This window comes from Ensifer sp. LC163 (assembly GCF_001695855.1).
Taxonomy (GTDB): domain Bacteria; phylum Pseudomonadota; class Alphaproteobacteria; order Rhizobiales; family Rhizobiaceae; genus Ensifer.
The window spans coordinates 1-15,998 of the sequence record NZ_MBSS01000021.1; the positions used below are offsets into that span (position 1 = coordinate 1).

Consider the following 15,998-nt stretch of genomic DNA (forward strand, 5'->3'; position numbering starts at 1 on the left):
CGGTCACGGATGAGCTTGGCAGGCACGCCGCCGACGATCGTATAGGGGGCGACGTCCTTGGAGACGACAGCGCCCGCGCCGATCACCGCACCATTGCCAACATTGACCCCGGGCAGCAGGGTTGCGCCGTGGCCGATCCAGACGTCGTGGCCGATGGTGACCCGGTTGGACCGGCGCCAGGCGAAAAGATCGTGATCGAGTTCGGAATCGTCCCAATAGTTCGGGGCGCGGTAGGTGAAGTGGTGCAGGGTCGCGCGCCAGGTCGGATGGTTGGTGGCGTTGATGCGCACCGCGGCGGCGATATTGACGAATTTGCCGACCGACGCGCACCAGATCGAACCGTCCTGCATGATGTAGGAGTAGTCGCCGAACTCGACCTCTTCCAGGCGCGAACGCTCCTGGACTTCGGTGTAACGGCCGAGCGTCGAGTTGTTGACGCTCGCGGTCGGGTGGATGAAGGGCTCGAGCCCGAGTTTCTGGCTCATGCGGCAACCTTTCGCGGCGAGAAGGCCGAGACGTCGAGAATGCGGTCGGCAACCGCGTCGCGGACTTCCTCGTCGTGGAAGATGCCGATCAGTGCCGTTCCCTTCGCTTTCTTCTCGGCGATCATTTCGACGACAACCGCACGGTTTTTCGCGTCGAGCGAGGCCGTCGGCTCGTCGAGGAGCAGGATCTTGTGGTCGGTGATGAAGCCGCGGGCGATGTTGACGCGCTGCTGCTCGCCACCGGAGAAGGTTGCTGGTGGCAACGACCACAATTCCCTGGGCAGGTTGAGCTTCGACAGAAGCTCGGCGGCCCGTGCGCGGGCATCTTCGATGGCGACGCCGCGCGCCTGCAGTGGCTCGGCAACGATGTCGAGTGCGGAGACACGCGGCACGACGCGCAGGAACTGACTGACATATCCGAGCGTTGCGCGCCGGACTTCAAGCACCGTGCGCGGTTCGGCGGTAGCAAGGTTCACCAGCTTGCCGTCGTGCTCCATCAGGATCTGGCCTTCGTCGACGCCGTAATTGCCGTAGAGCATTTTCAGGATCGAGCTTTTGCCGACGCCGGAGGGGCCGCCGAGCACCACGCGTTCGCCTGATTTGACCGAGAACGAGACGTTGGCGACAACAGGAAGGCGGACGCCGTCGCGCAGGTGCATGGTGAAGCTTTTTGCGACTTCGGAAACAACAAGGGGCGTAGCCATGATTCTTACTTTCCTTTGCGCATGATCTTGACCGAAAACCGATTTTCACTTTTCGGGATCATGCGTCATACCTGCAGGATGGAGGAGACGAGGAGTTGGGTATAGGGCTCGCGCGGATCGTCGAGCACGCGGTCGGTCAGGCCCTGCTCGATGACGGCGCCGTCCTTCATCACCATCATGCGGTGGGACAAGAGCCGTGCGACGGCGAGATCGTGGGTGACGATGATGGCGGCAAGGCCAAGATCATGCACAAGGCCGCGCACCAGATCGAGCAGGCGCGCCTGGACCGAAACGTCCAAGCCACCGGTCGGCTCGTCCATGAAGACGAGGCGAGGGGAGGTGACGAGGTTGCGGGCTATCTGCAGGCGCTGGCGCATGCCGCCGGAAAAAGCGCGGGGCTGGTCGTCGATGCGGTCGATGCCGATCTCGACGCGCTCGAGCCAGTCGCTGGCGGCGGTACGGATATTGCCGTAGTGCCGGTCGCCGACGGCCATCAGCCGCTCGCCGACATTGGCGCCGGCCGAGACCGTCATCCTAAGGCCATCGGCCGGGTTCTGGTGGACGAAGCCCCAGTCGGTGCGCATCAGGAAGCGCCGCTCTGCCTCGCCCATGCGCGCGAGGTCCCGGTACTGGCCGTCGCGCATATGGTATTCGACGATGCCCGACGTCGGCATCAGCCGGGTTGAAAGGCAGGACAGAAGCGTCGTCTTGCCCGAGCCGGATTCGCCGACGATCGCCAGCACTTCGCCGGGGAAAAGGTCGAAGGAGACATTCCGGCATCCTATACGGCTGCCGTAGAATTTCGAGACGTCATTGACTTTAAGGAGCGGTACGGCACTCATTCTGCAGCCTCCTGGCGGGCAAGCATGTGTCCAGCATGGCCGCAGTCGCGGCGGTCTTCGCAATGGTCGGTGTCCGAGCAGACGAACATGCGTCCGCCCTTGTCGTCGAGCACCACTTCGTCAAGGTAGACGTTCTCGGCGCCGCAGAGCGCACAGGGCTTGTCGAACTTCTGCACCTCGAAGGGATGATCGTCGAAATCGAGGCTGACGACCTCGGTATAGGGCGGAACCGCATAGATGCGCTTCTCGCGGCCGGCGCCGAAAAGCTGAAGCGCTTCCGACATGTGCATCTTAGGATTGTCGAACTTCGGCGTCGGTGAGGGATCCATGACATAGCGTCCCTCGACCTTCACCGGATAGGCATAGGTGGTGGCGATGTGGCCGTTGCGGGCAATGTCCTCATAGAGCTTCACATGCATCAGCCCGTATTCTTCGAGCGCGTGCATCTTGCGGGTCTCGGTCTCGCGCGGCTCCAGGAAGCGCAAGGGTTCCGGGATCGGCACCTGATAGACGAGCGTCTGGCCCTCTCGCAGGCCTTCCTCGGGAATGCGGTGGCGCGTCTGGATGATCGTCGCCTCCTTGGTCTTCGTCGTCACGGCGACATCGGCGACCTTCTGGAAGAAGGCGCGGATCGACACGGCATTGGTAGTGTCGTCGGCACCCTGGTCGATGACCTTGAGCACATCCTTCGGGCCGAGGATCGAGGCGGTGACCTGCACGCCGCCGGTACCCCAGCCGTAGGGCATCGGCATTTCGCGCGAGGCGAAGGGAACCTGATAGCCGGGGATGGCGATCGCCTTCAGGATGGCGCGGCGGATCATCCGCTTGGTCTGCTCATCCAGATAGGCAAAGTTGTAGGTGGCGAGGTCGGTCATTCGGCGGCCTCCTTCATGCCGTCCTGGCTGCCGGCGCGGGCAGCGTCGTAGTCGCGGCGCATGCGCCGAACGAGGTCGAGTTCAGCCTGGAAATCGACATAGTGCGGCAGTTTCAGGTGCTCGACGAAGCCGGTCGCCTGGACATTGTCCGCATGCGAGATCACGAATTCCTGATCCTGTGCCGGGGCGACGATATCTTCGCTGAATTCGTCGGTGCGCAGCGCCCGGTCGACGAGCGACATCGACATGGCCTTGCGCTCGCTCTGGCCGAAGACGAGGCCGTAGCCGCGGGTGAACTGCGGCGGCTGTTTCGCCGAGCCCATGAACTGGTTGACCATCTGGCATTCGGTCACACGGATGACGCCGAGCGAGACGGCAAAGCCGAGTTCGGGCAGGTCCAACTCGACTTCGACCTCACCGATGCGGACTTCGCCGACAAAGGGATGCGTCCGGCCATAGCCGCGCTGGGTCGAATAGGCGAGCGCCAGCAGGAAACCCTCGTCGCCGCGTGCCAGAGCCTGCAGCCGCAGGTCGCGGGCCATCGGAAACTCCATCGGTTCCCGGGTAAGGTCGCCCATGACGTGGCCCTCAGGCATGCGGCCGTCACCTTCGATCAGGCCTTCGCCGTCGAGAATGTCCGAGACGCGCATCACATGCTCGCCTGGCTCCTTGACGGCTGGCTGTTCGACCGCCGCGTCATCGATCAATGAGGGATCGAGCAGACGATGGGTGTAGTCGAAGGTCGGCCCGAGCAATTGTCCGCCGGGCAAGTCCTTGTAGGTGGCCGAGACACGGCGCTCGACCTTCATGGTCGCGGTATCAACCGGTTCGGAGTAGCCGAAGCGCGGCAAAGTCGTGCGGTAGGCGCGCAGGATGAAAATCGCCTCGATCATGTCGCCGCGCGCCTGGCGTACGGCAAGCGCTGCGAGCTCGCGGTCATAGAGCGAGGCTTCGGCCATGACGCGGTCGACGGCAAGGCCAAGCTGCTCGACGACCTGCTGGATCGTGATCGACGGTAGCGTGCGGTCGCCGCGACGGCGATCGGCAAGGAGGCGGTGGGCGTTGGCAATGGCGGCTTCGCCGCCCTTCACTGCAACATACATGGGTTATGCCTCCTTTCGGACAAGTCTTGATGTGCGCGGCAAGCAGAGGACGCTGTCGCCTGCCGTCAGCACGAGGTCGATGCCGCGCGGGAAGATCGCCCGATTGGTGCTCCAGAAGTCGAGGAAGACTTCAGGCAGTCCACGCACTGCGATGGTCATGTCATCCTTTATGCCCGGTCCGCGAGCGACCAGCGGCTTGCCGCCGGTCAGCGCTTCGATCTCGATGACGAGCGTCGTCGAGCGATCCGGATACTCCTGCGTGCCGAGCGAAAACTGGTCGAAGCCGGGGACCGGCGCGCCTTTTTCGACAAAGGCAAAGCGGGCGTCCGTCTTGCTGTTGGTCACGGTCGCGCCGGTGTGGAAGGCGATCCACTGCGGTACGGCGGATTTGGCAAGGGCCGGCGTCAGCCAGACGGCCGTATCATGATCGCACAGCGTCAGGGCCACGGCCCCGGCAGCCGCGCCCAATGGTGCCGGCGGCATGCTCGACGCCTCCAGGCGGACGATCTGCCCCGGGCGGGCAAACCCGTCCATCAGGCTCTTGAAGACGGACTGGGCGGAAAAGACCGGGTCGGCGAAGGCGCCGGCGTAGATTTGCGATTGGCTGGCCATCAGTCGTCTCCGCGAACCATGGTGAAAAAGTCGACGCGTGTCGCTGCGGTTTCCTCGGCCGTGCGGCGATCCTCCGCCTCAATGCGCGAAGCAATCGCCCGGTGAAGAGCCTGAACGGCGGCGCGGTCGGCTTCACGCTGGAAGAGCGCATCGAAAATGGCGGCAAGGCGCGCACGCTGCTTGTCGGTGCCAAGCAACTGACCATGGCCGATTTCGCCGGTCGAAAGCCGGATCGTTGCGCGCGAGACGGTCGCTTCGCCGAGATTGAAGGCATCGCCGCCGCCGCCGATGCGGCCGCGAACCATGACGAGGCCCGTTTCCGGTCCGCGAACGGGCGAGATATCGGGCTTGTCGGCAAGCGCCTCCCAGGCTGCGTTGAGTTCGTCCGAAGAAGCACGGGCCAGCAGCCGCATGCCTTCCTTGCGCGCCAGGTCCGGCGGACTTTCCTGTTTCAGCTTCGCATCCATCACTTTCACCTCAAATGTCTATTGATCTAGACAAGTGTACATCTTATACTTTTCCATAGCGTCCGCAAATGACAGGCTTGTGACATGGCAATGCGAAAAGTGGTTGAACGGCAGACAGGCGTCGCGCTCTGGCGGCAGATTGCAGATCGGATTCGACTGGCGATCAGCAACGGCGATTACGATGCTGCCGGCATGGTGCCGCCCGAAACGGTCCTTGCGGGCGAGTTCGGCGTCAACCGGCATACGGTCAGAAGTGCGTTGGCAGCCCTTGCCGAGGAGGGGCTGGTTCGCGCCGTGCAGGGCCGCGGCACGATGATCGAGCGCAAGGAAAGGGTGAGCTACCCGATCTCGAAGCGCACGCGCTTCTCACAGGGGCTTGGCCGCCAGGTGAAGGAGATCGGCACCCAGCTTATCGGCCATGCAGAGGTGCCGGCGAGCGGCGAGATCGCCGCGGCTCTCGGCATTTCGCCCGGAGCACGCCTGGTGGAGCTCCGCACCGTCAGCAGCGGCGACGGGCGACCGCTGTCGGTTTCCGCCAGCTATTTTCCCGCCGATCGGTTTCCCCGGATGGCGGAAGAATATGCGCGGCTCGGCTCGGTGACCAAAGCTTTCGCCACCCACGGGCTGGACGATTATGTCCGTGTGACGACCGAGTTGGTGGCGCGGCATGCCGATGCCGACGAGCTCGCCTTGCTGAAGCTCTCACCCGGGGCGATCGTCATGGAGGCGCAGTCGGTCAACGCCGATCTCGAGGGCCGACCGGTCGAATTCTCCCGTACGCGCTTTGCCGCGGACCGAATGAAGCTGAAGATCGAGACATAAGATAGCGCGACAGGTCCGGCGGTAAGCCCAGGACGATGGTCGACGCAATTCCCCAGTGGAAGTCTCATTTCTCTTTCGAGGAAATAAGGCAATATGCCGCATTTCCGACGCGATTTTGCCGCATCACCAAAGCCTGCATCAGGATCCACGCATTGGGAATTCTCCGGGGAGAATGGAAATGGCGACGTGGCGACCCGATCCTTCCTTTTATCCATCACCACGCATGGCGGCCAAGGCTCCAAGGGAAACCGTCGCCTATGTCGCGGCGTTCGATCCCGAGCGAGCGAGGCCGGACGCAATCGCCGTGGTCGATGTCGACCCGACGTCGCCGAGCTATTCGCAAATCGTCGGACAGGTCGACATGCCGAATGTTGGCGACGAGCTCCACCATTTCGGTTGGAATGCCTGCTCCTCCTGTCTTTGCCCCAATGCGCCGCACCCGCATGTCGAGCGTCGCTATCTGGTGGTGCCGGGCTTGAGATCCTCGCGGCTCCACATCATCGACACCAAGCCGGACCCGCGCAGTCCGCAGATCATCCGTGTGATCGAGCCTTCGGAAATTGCCGAAAGGGCGAACTATTCGCGGTTGCACACCGTCCATTGCGGGCCCGAGGGCATCTACGTCAATGCGCTCGCGGACCGCGACGGCAATGCACCCGGCGGCATCTTCCTCTTGGATCACCAGAGTTTCGACGTGCTCGGCCAATGGGAAATGGATCGTGGGCCGCAAAAGCTCGCCTATGATTTCTGGTGGCATCTCGGCCACGACACGATGATCACCAGCGAATGGGGGACGCCGGATACCTTCGAGGACGGGCTGGTTCCGGAGGTGCTGCTCGGCTCGAAATACGGCCGCAGGCTGCATTTCTGGGATCTGCAAAAGCGCAAGCACCTGCAGGAGATCGACTTCGGCGAGGAGCACCAGCTCGTCTTCGAACTGCGCCCGGCCCACGATCCGACCAGGGCCTATGGCTTCGTCGGCTGTGTCATCAGCCTAAAGGACCTCTCCGCGTCGATCTGGACCTGGTATCGCGACAACGACCAATGGGCGGTCAAGAAGGTGATCGAGATCCCGGCGGAGCCCGCCGATCCGGATCTCCTGCCGCCGGTGCTCAAGGGCTTCAGCGCGGTCGCGCCGCTCGTCACCGACATCGACCTGTCGATGGACGATCGGTTCCTGTACGTTTCCTGCTGGGGCACAGGTGACATGATCCAGTATGACGTTTCCGACCCCCTCGCGCCGAAGGAAACGGGCCGGGTACGGATCGGTGGGATCGTCTCGCGCGCGACCCATCCGAAGGCTGCAAACGGAGCGTTAAACGGCGGGCCGCAGATGGTGGAGATCAGCCGGGACGGCAAGCGGGTCTATTTCACCAATTCGCTCTACGGGGCGATCGACCCGCAATTCTATCCCGACGGCATCGACGGGTGGATGGTCAAGCTGGATGTCAATGACGGCGGCGGAATCGCGTTCGACGAGAATTTCTTCGTCGAGTGGCCAAAAGGTCATCGCCCGCATCAGGTTCGCCTCGAAGGCGGGGACTGTTCGTCCGATTCCTACTGTTATCCGTAAGGAGGGTGCGGCCGTGCGGCCCTACCAGGGCGAATGACGACCTTCTGGCCATGGCTTTCGCTTGCGGGGCTTGGCGCCTTTCACGGCTTCAATCCGGCGATGGGCTGGCTCTTCGCCGTGGCGTTGGGGCTTCACCGCCAGAGCCGGCGGATCGTCTGGCTGTCGCTTGTGCCCATTGCGATTGGCCACGCCATTTCCATCGCGACCGTGTTGGCGGTCGTTGTCGCATTCGGCGCGGCCATGGATTTGCACAGCTTCAGGCTTGCCGCCGCCTTGCTCCTTCTCGGCCTCGCCGCTTACGGTGCCCTTTACGGACACAGCCACCGCGTCAGAGTCGGAATGCGAACCGGCATGGCCGGCCTTACGCTCTGGTCCTTCCTGATGGCAACGAGCCACGGGGCGGGTTTGATGCTGGTGCCCGCGGTCCTCAGCCTCTGCCTTGCGGATCACTCCGGCGACCTCGCGATCGCGAGTTCGCTGCCGGTCTCGCTCGCCGCCGTTGCGGTTCATAGCGGGGCAATGCTAGCGGTCACCGCGGCGGTGGCGCTCGCCGTCTTCGAGTGGCTTGGCCTTGCGCCCCTGCGCTCGGCGTGGATCAACTTCGATCGCCTCTGGACACTGGCGCTCGGCGCGACCGGTATCGTCCTTCTTGTTCAATGAACGTAAATCACCGGTCTAGGCGGTCCCTGTCAATTCCTCTTGCCTCTGGGCCTTCACGTAATCGATATAACCGCGAACATCTGCGGCGGGTTCGGAGTAGGCGTTGCCGAGCGATTTCTCGATCGCCGCCATATAGGTCGCCGCCCAGGCCGGCAGGGGATAATCGATCACCGCGAGGAATTCGAGCGTCGCGGCAAGCCTTATGTCGGCAATCGACGGTTTGGTGCCGCCGATGAAGGCTTTCTCGCCCATATAGAACTTGTGGAAGACTTCGAGCGGCTCGGCCAGCGCCTCCGCAGCTTCCTTGCGCGCGTGCTCCTTGGTGTCAGCGTCGGCGTCGCTATAGCCGACTTCGCCCGGATATTGTGGGAACTTGAGCACCGGATAGGTGCCGCGTGCGACATAGGGGTAGAAGGTGCCGATCAGGTAGAACATGGCGCTGTCGATCATCGCACGCGTCTCGGGATCCTTCGGATAGAAGTCGTCGAGCCCGTGTTTGTTGCAGAGATACTGCATGATCGCGCAGCTCTCCCACAGCGCACCCTTGGGCAAATCTGCCGTTTCGATCATCGGCGTCAGGTGCGAAGGTGCCCTCGCCAGATACTCGGCCGAGCGCGTCTGGCCATAGACGTCATGCTCGCTGAAATTGAGGCCTGCGGCGCGAACGAACACACGCGCGGTCAGGTTGTTGACGCTGGGCTTGATGACATTGAGTTTGATTGCAGACATGAGTGATCCTCCCTTTCCGTGCCCGCGCTCAGTACGGATCCCTGGGCGCGCGATCGGTTGACAATGAAGGCCGGCTCCGCGCGATCAGGGCCTCGATCGCATCGGCGAGATGCACTTCGGCAATGGCGTAGTCGCCGCGGGCGACGCGGATCCGGTGTGCGTCCATCAGCACCTCGGCATGTGTGTGGCCGGCCGGCGGCTCGAAGCGATAGGACGCAAGCTCGATCAGCAGGCCAAGCGGGTCTTCGAAATAGATCGAATCCATGAAGCCGCGATCCTTGACGCCGCTGTTGTGGATCTCCCGCTCGTTGAGACGATCGACCGCCTGCTGGAACGTCGCGCGCGAGACGGCGAAGGCGATGTGATGCACGCAGCCGATATCCGTCGATGTCCGCTTCGGATCGGGCTTGCGGGCCTCGTCGGTGAAGACGGTGATCAGGCGGCCATCGCCCGGGTCGAAATAAAGATGGCTTTCCGCCGCCCTGTCGAGGTTCGGTTGCTCGAAGATGAAGGGCATGCCGAGCACGCCCTCCCAGAAGTCGATCGACGTCTGTCGGTCCGCGCCGACGAGCGTGATGTGATGGACCCCTTGCGATTGAAGTTTGCGCATTGCCGTCCTCCCGCAGATTGAACGCCGGCGGCCCTTGGACAACAGTGCGCTCCGCTCGGTTTCAGAAAGCAATATTACACCTGTTTCGACTTCGGCTCTTGCTTGTCGAACACGGGAATGGACTGGAAGGAGCGCTCTTGCGCGCTGCCCCTCCCGTCTTTTGACCAAGGCACCGGCGGAATCCCGGTCGCGATCAGGCTTCAAATGTTCCGCCGCTTGCCTTCGATCAGGTCGAGCACGGCGCGGGCGGCATCGAGCACGTTGGTGCCGGGACCAAAGACGGCGGAAACGCCGTTGTCCATCAGGTATTCGTAATCCTGCCGCGGGATAACACCGCCGCAGATGACGATGATATCTTCGCCACCGCGTTTTTTCAGCGCTTCGGCAAGCTGCGGCATCAGCGTCTTGTGGCCGGCCGCAAGCGACGACACACCGATCACGTTGACCTTGCTGGCAAGTGCCATGTCGGCCGCCTCTTCAGGGGTCTGGAACAGCGGCCCGGCCAGAACGTCGAAGCCGATATCGCCAAAGGCCGAGGCGATCACTTTGGCGCCGCGATCGTGGCCATCCTGGCCGAGTTTCGCCACCATGATTCTGGGCTTGCGGCCGAGTTTTTCCGAGACCTCATCGAGCCGTTCGGTCAGCAACGCAAGTTCAGGCTCGCCCTCATAGGCCTTGCCATAGACCTTGCTGACCACCTTGGGTGTGGCAGCGTGGTCACCGAAGGCCGCGCGCATGGCGTCCGATATCTCGCCGACGGTCGCGCGGGCGCGGGCTGCGTCGACCGCAGCCGCCAGCAGGTTACCTTCGCCGGTACGGGCGAACTCGGTGATTACGGCCAGCGCCTTTGCCACATCCTGCGAATTGCGCCGACGCTTGGTCTCCTCGATCCGGCGGATCTGGGCTGCGCGTACGGCGGTGTTATCGATCTCCAGGATGTCGATCGGTTCTTCGTTGTCGAGCCGGTACTTGTTGACGCCGACGATGACTTCTTCACCCTTGTCGACCGCCGCCTGCCGGCGGGTGGCCGCCTCTTCGATCAGCCGCTTCGGCAGCCCGGCATTGACCGCCTCGGTCATGCCGCCCATCGCCTCGACTTCCTCGATCAGAGCCCAGGCTTTCTCCGCCAGTTCGTTGGTGAGGCTCTCGACATAATAGGAGCCCGCCAGCGGATCGACGACCTTGGTCACGCCCGTCTCATGTTGCAGGATGAGTTGGGTGTTGCGGGCGATGCGCGCCGAAAACTCGGTCGGCAGCGCGATCGCCTCGTCGAAGGAGTTCGTGTGCAGCGACTGGGTGCCGCCAAGGGCTGCCGACATCGCCTCGAAGGCGGTGCGGATGATGTTGTTGTAGGGATCCTGCTCCTGGAGCGAGACGCCTGATGTCTGGCAATGGGTGCGCAGCATCAGCGATGACGGCTTCTTCGGCTCGAACTCGGTCATGATCCGCGTCCACAAGAGCCGGGCTGCCCGAAGCTTGGCGGCTTCCATGAAGAAGTTCATGCCGATGGCGAAGAAGAAGGAAAGGCGGCCGGCGAACTCATCGACGTTCAAGCCCTTAGCAAGTGCGGCGCGCACATATTCGCGGCCGTCGGCCAGCGTGAAGGCGAGTTCCTGCACCAGCGTCGCGCCCGCCTCCTGCATGTGATAGCCGGAGATGGAGATCGAGTTGAACTTCGGCATCTCCTTTGCCGTGTACTCGATGATATCGGCAACGATGCGCATCGAGGGTTCCGGCGGGTAGATGTAGGTGTTGCGGACCATGAACTCCTTGAGGATATCGTTCTGGATGGTCCCCGACAGCCTGTCGCGCGAAACGCCCTGTTCCTCGCCGGCGACGATGAAGGAGGCGAGGATCGGGATCACCGCGCCGTTCATCGTCATCGACACCGACATTTCTTCCAGCGGAATGCCGTCGAACAGGATCGTCATGTCCTCGACCGAATCGATCGCCACACCCGCCTTGCCGACGTCGCCCTCGACACGCGGATGATCGCTGTCGTAACCGCGATGAGTGGCGAGGTCGAAGGCGACCGAAAGGCCCTTCTGGCCGGCTGCGAGGTTCTTGCGATAAAAGGCGTTCGAGGCCTCGGCCGTCGAGAAGCCGGCATATTGCCGGATCGTCCAGGGGCGACCGGCATACATCGTCGCGCGCGGGCCGCGCAGGAACGGTGCGAAACCCGGCAGGGATTCGAGATGACCGATGCCGGCGAGATCATCGGCGGTATAGAGCGGCTTTACGGCGATGCCTTCCGGCGTCTGCCAGGTGAGGCTTTCAGGGCGCGCCTGGAGTTCACGCTCGGCGAGGGTCTCCCAGTCTTTTACGGTCTTATCGCTCATCGGTAACTCCTTGGCCCAAAGGGCTTCTTCCGGACCTCATCCCTGTGACAGGCACGGGGATCCAGCCACGCGAAGTCCTTCGCGTGAAAGAATGGACTTCATGCGCCGCCAACGCGGCGCTGCTGGATTCCTGTGCCAGGCACAGGAATGAGGGCGTGATTGCTCGGCAACCATCATTCGAATTCCATGATCAACTCGTCGACCGCGAGGCTCGCGCCGGCGGCAACGGCGACGCGCTTGACGGTGGCGCGCTTTTCGGCGCGCAGGATGTTTTCCATCTTCATCGCCTCGACGATCGCGAGCGACTGGCCGGCTTCCACCGTGTCGCCGGCCTTGACCGAGACCGAGGTGATGACGCCGGGCATCGGGCAGAGCAGCATCCTGGAGGTGTCCGGCGGCAGCTTCTTCGGCATCAGCTTGGCAAGCTCGGCGACGCGCGGGCTTCTGACCCGGGCGATGACGTCGATGCCGCGCCAGCGCAGTCGGATCGCGGTGCCGGTCAGTTCGACCTTCACGCTCATCGGCTGATTGTCGATGTTGAACGTGGCGAGCGTGCGGCCAAGTGTCCAGTCGCCGGCGATCGAGGCGGACGTGCCGTCTTCGAAGCGGACGTATGCGCCGTCGGCCGATGCACCCGATGTCAGCGGAAAGTCCATGTCGGCCAGAGAGACGACCCAATCGTTGCCGACGATCCGGCGATGATTGCCGATGGTGCCGGAAATCTGGCTGGCGCGCTCCTGCAGGACCTTGTTGATCGAAACGGCGACGGCCGCCAGCTTGCGCGCCGACGCTTCGCCCGGCGTCACGCCATGAAAGCCGTCGGCGAATTCCTCGGCGATATAGGCGGTCGTCAGGCGGCCGTCGCGGAAGCGCTGCTGTTGCATCACGGCGGAGAGGAAGGGCAGGTTGTGACCGATGCCTTCGACCTCGAACTGGTCGAGTGCGCCCGCCATGGCCCCGACCGCTGTCAGCCGGTCCGGTCCCCAGGTGCAGAGCTTGGCGATCATCGGATCGTAGTACATCGAGATCTCGCCCCCCTCGAAGACGCCGGTGTCGTTACGCGTCACCGTGCCGTCGTCATTCGCACCTTCGGCCGGCGGCCGGTAGCGCGTCAGCCTGCCGATCGAGGGCAGGAAGTTGCGATAGGGATCTTCGGCATAGAGGCGGCTCTCGATCGCCCAGCCGTTGAGTTTCACGTCCGCCTGGCCGAAGGCGAGCTTCTCGCCGGCTGCAACGCGGATCATCTGCTCGACAAGATCAAGGCCGGTTACGAGTTCGGTGACCGGGTGTTCGACCTGCAGGCGGGTATTCATCTCGAGGAAATAGAAGTTGCGATTGCCGTCGACGATGAACTCGACCGTGCCGGCCGAGTGGTAACCGACGGCCTTTGCCAGCGCCACGGCCTGCTCGCCCATGGCCTTGCGGGTGGCGGCATCCAGGAACGGCGAGGGGGCTTCCTCGATGACCTTCTGGTTGCGGCGCTGGATCGAGCATTCACGCTCGCCGAGATAAAGCGTGTTGCCGTGCTTGTCGCCAAGCACCTGGATCTCGATATGGCGCGGTTCGGTCACGAATTTTTCGATGAAGATGCGGTCGTCGCCGAACGAGTTCTTTGCCTCGTTCTTCGATGACTGGAAGCCTTCCCGCGCTTCCTGGTCGTTCCAGGCGATGCGCATGCCCTTGCCGCCGCCGCCGGCCGATGCCTTGATCATCACGGGATAACCGATCGAACCCGAGATCTTCACGGCCTCCTCGGCATCGGCGATCAGGCCCATGTGACCGGGCACGGTGGAGACGCCGGCTTGGGCCGCAAGCTTCTTGGAGGTGATCTTGTCGCCCATCGCCTGGATCGCTCCGACCGGCGGGCCGATGAAGGCCACGCCTTCCTTCTCCAGTGCCTCGGCGAAGGCGGCATTTTCCGAGAGGAAGCCATAACCCGGATGGACGGCATCTGCTCCGGTGCTGCGGATCGCCGCGATAATCTTGTCGATGACGATATAGGACTGCGCCGAGGGCGAAGGACCGATATGGACTGCCTCGTCGGCCATGCGCACATGCATGGCGTCGCGGTCGGCGTCGGAATAGACGGCGACGGTGGGGATGCCCAGTTTCTTCGCGCTCTTGATGACGCGGCAGGCGATCTCGCCACGGTTGGCGATGAGGATCTTCGTGAACATGCGTTTCTCTTTTTCAAATCCTTGGTGTCGCGTCAGCGTTTGAATTTGCGCCGGTAGGGCAGGAGCGCGATGGACGATGCCGCAACAGCGCCGCCGAAGAGCAGCGCAAAGGGCACGACGACCATGGCCGTGGCGAGTATGGGGCTGGTGGAGCGGGCGATATGGGTGCCGACGGCGCCGATGTTGAGCCAGATCAGCACGCCGGCGACGGTTGCCCCGGTGGCCATGCCGTAGAGCGCGTTGACCGCCAGGTAACGCAGCATCTCGCGATGGTCGCGTCGGGCCTCCTCCGGTGTCATGATGCGTTCGCGTTCCGGCTCCATGGTTGCCTCCATCACAGCGGGATCGTGTCGTGCTTGCGCCAGCGGAGATCGACCTGCTTGTTGCGAAGCGAGGCGAAGGCGCGGGCGATGCGACGGCGCGAGGAATGCGGCATGATCACCTCATCGATGAAGCCACGTTCCGCGGCGACGAACGGGTTGGCGAAGCGCTCCTCGTATTCCTGCGTGCGCGCCGCGATCTTCTCGGCGTCGCCAAGTTCGGATCGGTAGAGGATTTCGGTTGCCCCCTTGGCGCCCATGACGGCAATTTCTGCGGTCGGCCAGGCATAGTTGACGTCTGCGCCGATATGCTTGGAGGCCATGACGTCATAGGCGCCGCCATAGGCTTTTCGCGTGATCAGCGTCACCATCGGCACGGTTGCCTGGCTATAGGCGAAGAGCAGCTTGGCGCCGTGCTTGATGACGCCGCCATACTCCTGGGCGGTGCCGGGCAGGAAGCCGGGCACGTCGACGAGGGTCAGGATCGGAATCGAAAAGGCATCGCAGAACCGGACGAAGCGGGCTGCCTTGCGCGAACTGTCGATATCGAGGCAGCCGGCAAGCACCATCGGCTGGTTTGCGACGACGCCGACGGTCTGGCCTTCCATGCGGATGAAGCCGGTGACGATGTTGCGCGCGAAACTCTGCTGCAGCTCGAAGAAGTCGCCCTCGTCGGCAAGCGCGAAGATCAGCTCCTTCATGTCGTAGGGCTTGGCCGCGCTGTCGGGGATGAGGCTGTCCAGCCGCCGTTCCAGCCGCGACGGGTCATCGTGGAATGGCCGGACCGGCGGTTTTTCGCGATTGTTGAGCGGCAGGAAATCGAAGAGCAGGCGTACATGCTCCAGCGTCTCGATGTCGTTTTCATAGGCCGCATCGGCGACGGAGGACTTTTTCGTGTGTGTGCCGGCGCCGCCAAGCTCTTCCGCCGTGACGATCTCGTTGGTGACGGTTTTCACCACGTCGGGACCGGTGACGAACATGTAGGATGAGTCGCGCACCATGAAGATGAAGTCGGTCATCGCCGGCGAATAGACGGCGCCGCCGGCGCAGGGGCCCATGATCACCGAGATCTGCGGGATGACGCCCGATGCCTCGGCGTTGCGGCGGAAGACTTCGGCATAGCCGGCGAGCGACGCAACGCCTTCTTGAATACGAGCGCCGCCCGAATCGTTAAGCCCGATCACGGGGGCGCCGTTGCGCACTGCCATGTCCATGATCTTGCAGATTTTCTGGGCGTGGGTTTCAGACAGTGACCCGCCAAGCACGGTGAAGTCCTGGGAGAACACATAGACCTGCCGGCCGTTGATCGTGCCCCAACCGGTGACGACACCGTCGCCGGCAACTTTCTGGCTGTCCATGCCGAAGTCGACGCAGCGATGCGTGACATACATGTCGTACTCTTCGAAGGAATCTTCATCGAGCAGAACCTCGATGCGTTCGCGCGCCGTCAGCTTGCCTTTGCCGTGCTGGGCGTCGATGCGCCGCTGGCCGCCGCCGGCCCTTGCCTCCGCCCGGCGAGCTTCGACCTGTTCAAGTATGGCGCGCATAAATCCCTCCCGGTTTTTCCGTGATTGTGCAGAGGCGTTTGTCGCTTCGCAATAGCGTCGAAGGTCGGATGGCAAAACGCCCGTTCATGTGCAAATGTGAAACAGAGAATATTGCGAAATGTAAATTGCAAAG

At 63.0% G+C, this 15,998-nt stretch carries 16 protein-coding genes; 3 read left to right on the forward strand and 13 right to left on the reverse strand.

Annotation, left to right across the window (positions count from 1 at the left end; genetic code table 11):
* The 7 genes from BC360_RS17750 to phnG form a co-directional block, all read right to left on the reverse strand.
* On the reverse strand, window positions 1-485 hold a 485-nt coding region (locus tag BC360_RS17750; RefSeq protein WP_065796306.1), incomplete at its 3' end, for a DapH/DapD/GlmU-related protein.
* Window positions 482-1,189, reverse strand: a complete 708-nt coding sequence (gene phnL, locus BC360_RS17755; protein WP_065796308.1) for a phosphonate C-P lyase system protein PhnL — start codon at window positions 1,187-1,189, stop codon at window positions 482-484. The genes phnL and BC360_RS17750, both read right to left, overlap by 4 nt.
* Before the next feature lie 65 nt (window positions 1,190-1,254).
* Window positions 1,255-2,031: a phosphonate C-P lyase system protein PhnK gene (gene phnK, locus BC360_RS17760; protein WP_065796310.1), complete on the reverse strand. Its 777-nt coding sequence runs from the start codon at window positions 2,029-2,031 to the stop codon at window positions 1,255-1,257.
* Window positions 2,028-2,906: an alpha-D-ribose 1-methylphosphonate 5-phosphate C-P-lyase PhnJ gene (locus tag BC360_RS17765; protein ID WP_057204658.1), complete on the reverse strand. Its 879-nt coding sequence runs from the start codon at window positions 2,904-2,906 to the stop codon at window positions 2,028-2,030. Before BC360_RS17765 ends, phnK begins: the two co-directional genes overlap by 4 nt.
* On the reverse strand, window positions 2,903-4,009 hold the full coding sequence (locus BC360_RS17770) for a carbon-phosphorus lyase complex subunit PhnI (protein ID WP_065796312.1): 1,107 nt from the start codon (window positions 4,007-4,009) through the stop codon (window positions 2,903-2,905). The genes BC360_RS17765 and BC360_RS17770 overlap by 4 nt, the downstream gene beginning before the upstream one ends.
* Before the next feature lie 3 nt (window positions 4,010-4,012).
* Window positions 4,013-4,621 carry a phosphonate C-P lyase system protein PhnH gene (gene phnH, locus BC360_RS17775; protein ID WP_065796314.1) on the reverse strand — a complete coding sequence of 203 codons (609 nt, stop codon included), beginning with the start codon at window positions 4,619-4,621 and terminating at the stop codon, window positions 4,013-4,015.
* Window positions 4,621-5,088, reverse strand: coding sequence for a phosphonate C-P lyase system protein PhnG (gene phnG, locus BC360_RS17780; protein ID WP_065796315.1), 468 nt, complete (start codon window positions 5,086-5,088; stop codon window positions 4,621-4,623). The genes phnH and phnG overlap by 1 nt, the downstream gene beginning before the upstream one ends.
* Before the next feature lie 90 nt (window positions 5,089-5,178).
* Between phnG and phnF the strand changes: the two genes are divergently transcribed.
* From phnF to BC360_RS17795, 3 genes are all read left to right on the forward strand, one after another.
* Window positions 5,179-5,910, forward strand: a complete 732-nt coding sequence (gene phnF / locus BC360_RS17785) for a phosphonate metabolism transcriptional regulator PhnF (RefSeq protein ID WP_139110100.1) — start codon at window positions 5,179-5,181, stop codon at window positions 5,908-5,910.
* 178 nt (window positions 5,911-6,088) lie between these two features.
* Entirely contained in the window at window positions 6,089-7,483 is a 1,395-nt protein-coding gene (locus BC360_RS17790) for a selenium-binding family protein (protein ID WP_065796319.1), read from the forward strand.
* A 33-nt stretch (window positions 7,484-7,516) separates the two neighbouring features.
* Entirely contained in the window at window positions 7,517-8,143 is a 627-nt protein-coding gene (locus tag BC360_RS17795) for a hypothetical protein (RefSeq protein WP_065796321.1), read from the forward strand.
* A 15-nt stretch (window positions 8,144-8,158) separates the two neighbouring features.
* Here BC360_RS17795 and BC360_RS17800 read toward each other — a convergent pair whose 3' ends face one another.
* From BC360_RS17800 to BC360_RS17825, 6 genes are all read right to left on the reverse strand, one after another.
* Complete coding sequence (locus BC360_RS17800) at window positions 8,159-8,872, reverse strand: glutathione S-transferase family protein (RefSeq protein ID WP_065785000.1); 714 nt, start codon at window positions 8,870-8,872, stop codon at window positions 8,159-8,161.
* Window positions 8,873-8,900: 28 nt separating this feature from the next.
* Entirely contained in the window at window positions 8,901-9,482 is a 582-nt protein-coding gene (locus tag BC360_RS17805) for a VOC family protein (protein ID WP_065785001.1), read from the reverse strand.
* Between the two features lie 200 nt (window positions 9,483-9,682).
* Entirely contained in the window at window positions 9,683-11,821 is a 2,139-nt protein-coding gene (gene scpA, locus BC360_RS17810; RefSeq protein ID WP_065785002.1) for a methylmalonyl-CoA mutase, read from the reverse strand.
* A gap of 173 nt (window positions 11,822-11,994) precedes the next feature.
* Window positions 11,995-13,998, reverse strand: coding sequence for an acetyl/propionyl/methylcrotonyl-CoA carboxylase subunit alpha (locus BC360_RS17815; RefSeq protein ID WP_065796323.1), 2,004 nt, complete (start codon window positions 13,996-13,998; stop codon window positions 11,995-11,997).
* A 32-nt stretch (window positions 13,999-14,030) separates the two neighbouring features.
* Window positions 14,031-14,321, reverse strand: a complete 291-nt coding sequence (locus tag BC360_RS17820) for a hypothetical protein (protein ID WP_083223591.1) — start codon at window positions 14,319-14,321, stop codon at window positions 14,031-14,033.
* An 11-nt stretch (window positions 14,322-14,332) separates the two neighbouring features.
* A complete protein-coding gene (locus BC360_RS17825) occupies window positions 14,333-15,865 on the reverse strand; it encodes an acyl-CoA carboxylase subunit beta (protein WP_065785004.1) in 1,533 nt (510 codons plus the stop codon).
* Between the last annotated feature and the right edge of the window lie 133 nt (window positions 15,866-15,998).

Excerpts from the sequence above, each read along its gene's own strand:
- phnL (WP_065796308.1), bottom strand. The coding sequence starts at position 1,189 with ATGGCTACGCCCCTTGTTGTTTCCGAAGTCGCAAAAAGCTTCACCATG.
- phnK (WP_065796310.1), bottom strand. The coding sequence starts at position 2,031 with ATGAGTGCCGTACCGCTCCTTAAAGTCAATGACGTCTCGAAATTCTAC.
- BC360_RS17765 (WP_057204658.1), bottom strand. The coding sequence starts at position 2,906 with ATGACCGACCTCGCCACCTACAACTTTGCCTATCTGGATGAGCAGACC.
- BC360_RS17770 (WP_065796312.1), bottom strand. The coding sequence starts at position 4,009 with ATGTATGTTGCAGTGAAGGGCGGCGAAGCCGCCATTGCCAACGCCCAC.
- phnH (WP_065796314.1), bottom strand. The coding sequence starts at position 4,621 with ATGGCCAGCCAATCGCAAATCTACGCCGGCGCCTTCGCCGACCCGGTC.
- phnG (WP_065796315.1), bottom strand. The coding sequence starts at position 5,088 with ATGGATGCGAAGCTGAAACAGGAAAGTCCGCCGGACCTGGCGCGCAAG.
- phnF (WP_139110100.1), top strand. The coding sequence starts at position 5,179 with ATGCGAAAAGTGGTTGAACGGCAGACAGGCGTCGCGCTCTGGCGGCAG.
- BC360_RS17790 (WP_065796319.1), top strand. The coding sequence starts at position 6,089 with ATGGCGACGTGGCGACCCGATCCTTCCTTTTATCCATCACCACGCATG.
- BC360_RS17795 (WP_065796321.1), top strand. The coding sequence starts at position 7,517 with ATGACGACCTTCTGGCCATGGCTTTCGCTTGCGGGGCTTGGCGCCTTT.
- BC360_RS17800 (WP_065785000.1), bottom strand. The coding sequence starts at position 8,872 with ATGTCTGCAATCAAACTCAATGTCATCAAGCCCAGCGTCAACAACCTG.
- BC360_RS17805 (WP_065785001.1), bottom strand. The coding sequence starts at position 9,482 with ATGCGCAAACTTCAATCGCAAGGGGTCCATCACATCACGCTCGTCGGC.
- scpA (WP_065785002.1), bottom strand. The coding sequence starts at position 11,821 with ATGAGCGATAAGACCGTAAAAGACTGGGAGACCCTCGCCGAGCGTGAA.
- BC360_RS17815 (WP_065796323.1), bottom strand. The coding sequence starts at position 13,998 with ATGTTCACGAAGATCCTCATCGCCAACCGTGGCGAGATCGCCTGCCGC.
- BC360_RS17820 (WP_083223591.1), bottom strand. The coding sequence starts at position 14,321 with ATGGAGCCGGAACGCGAACGCATCATGACACCGGAGGAGGCCCGACGC.
- BC360_RS17825 (WP_065785004.1), bottom strand. The coding sequence starts at position 15,865 with ATGCGCGCCATACTTGAACAGGTCGAAGCTCGCCGGGCGGAGGCAAGG.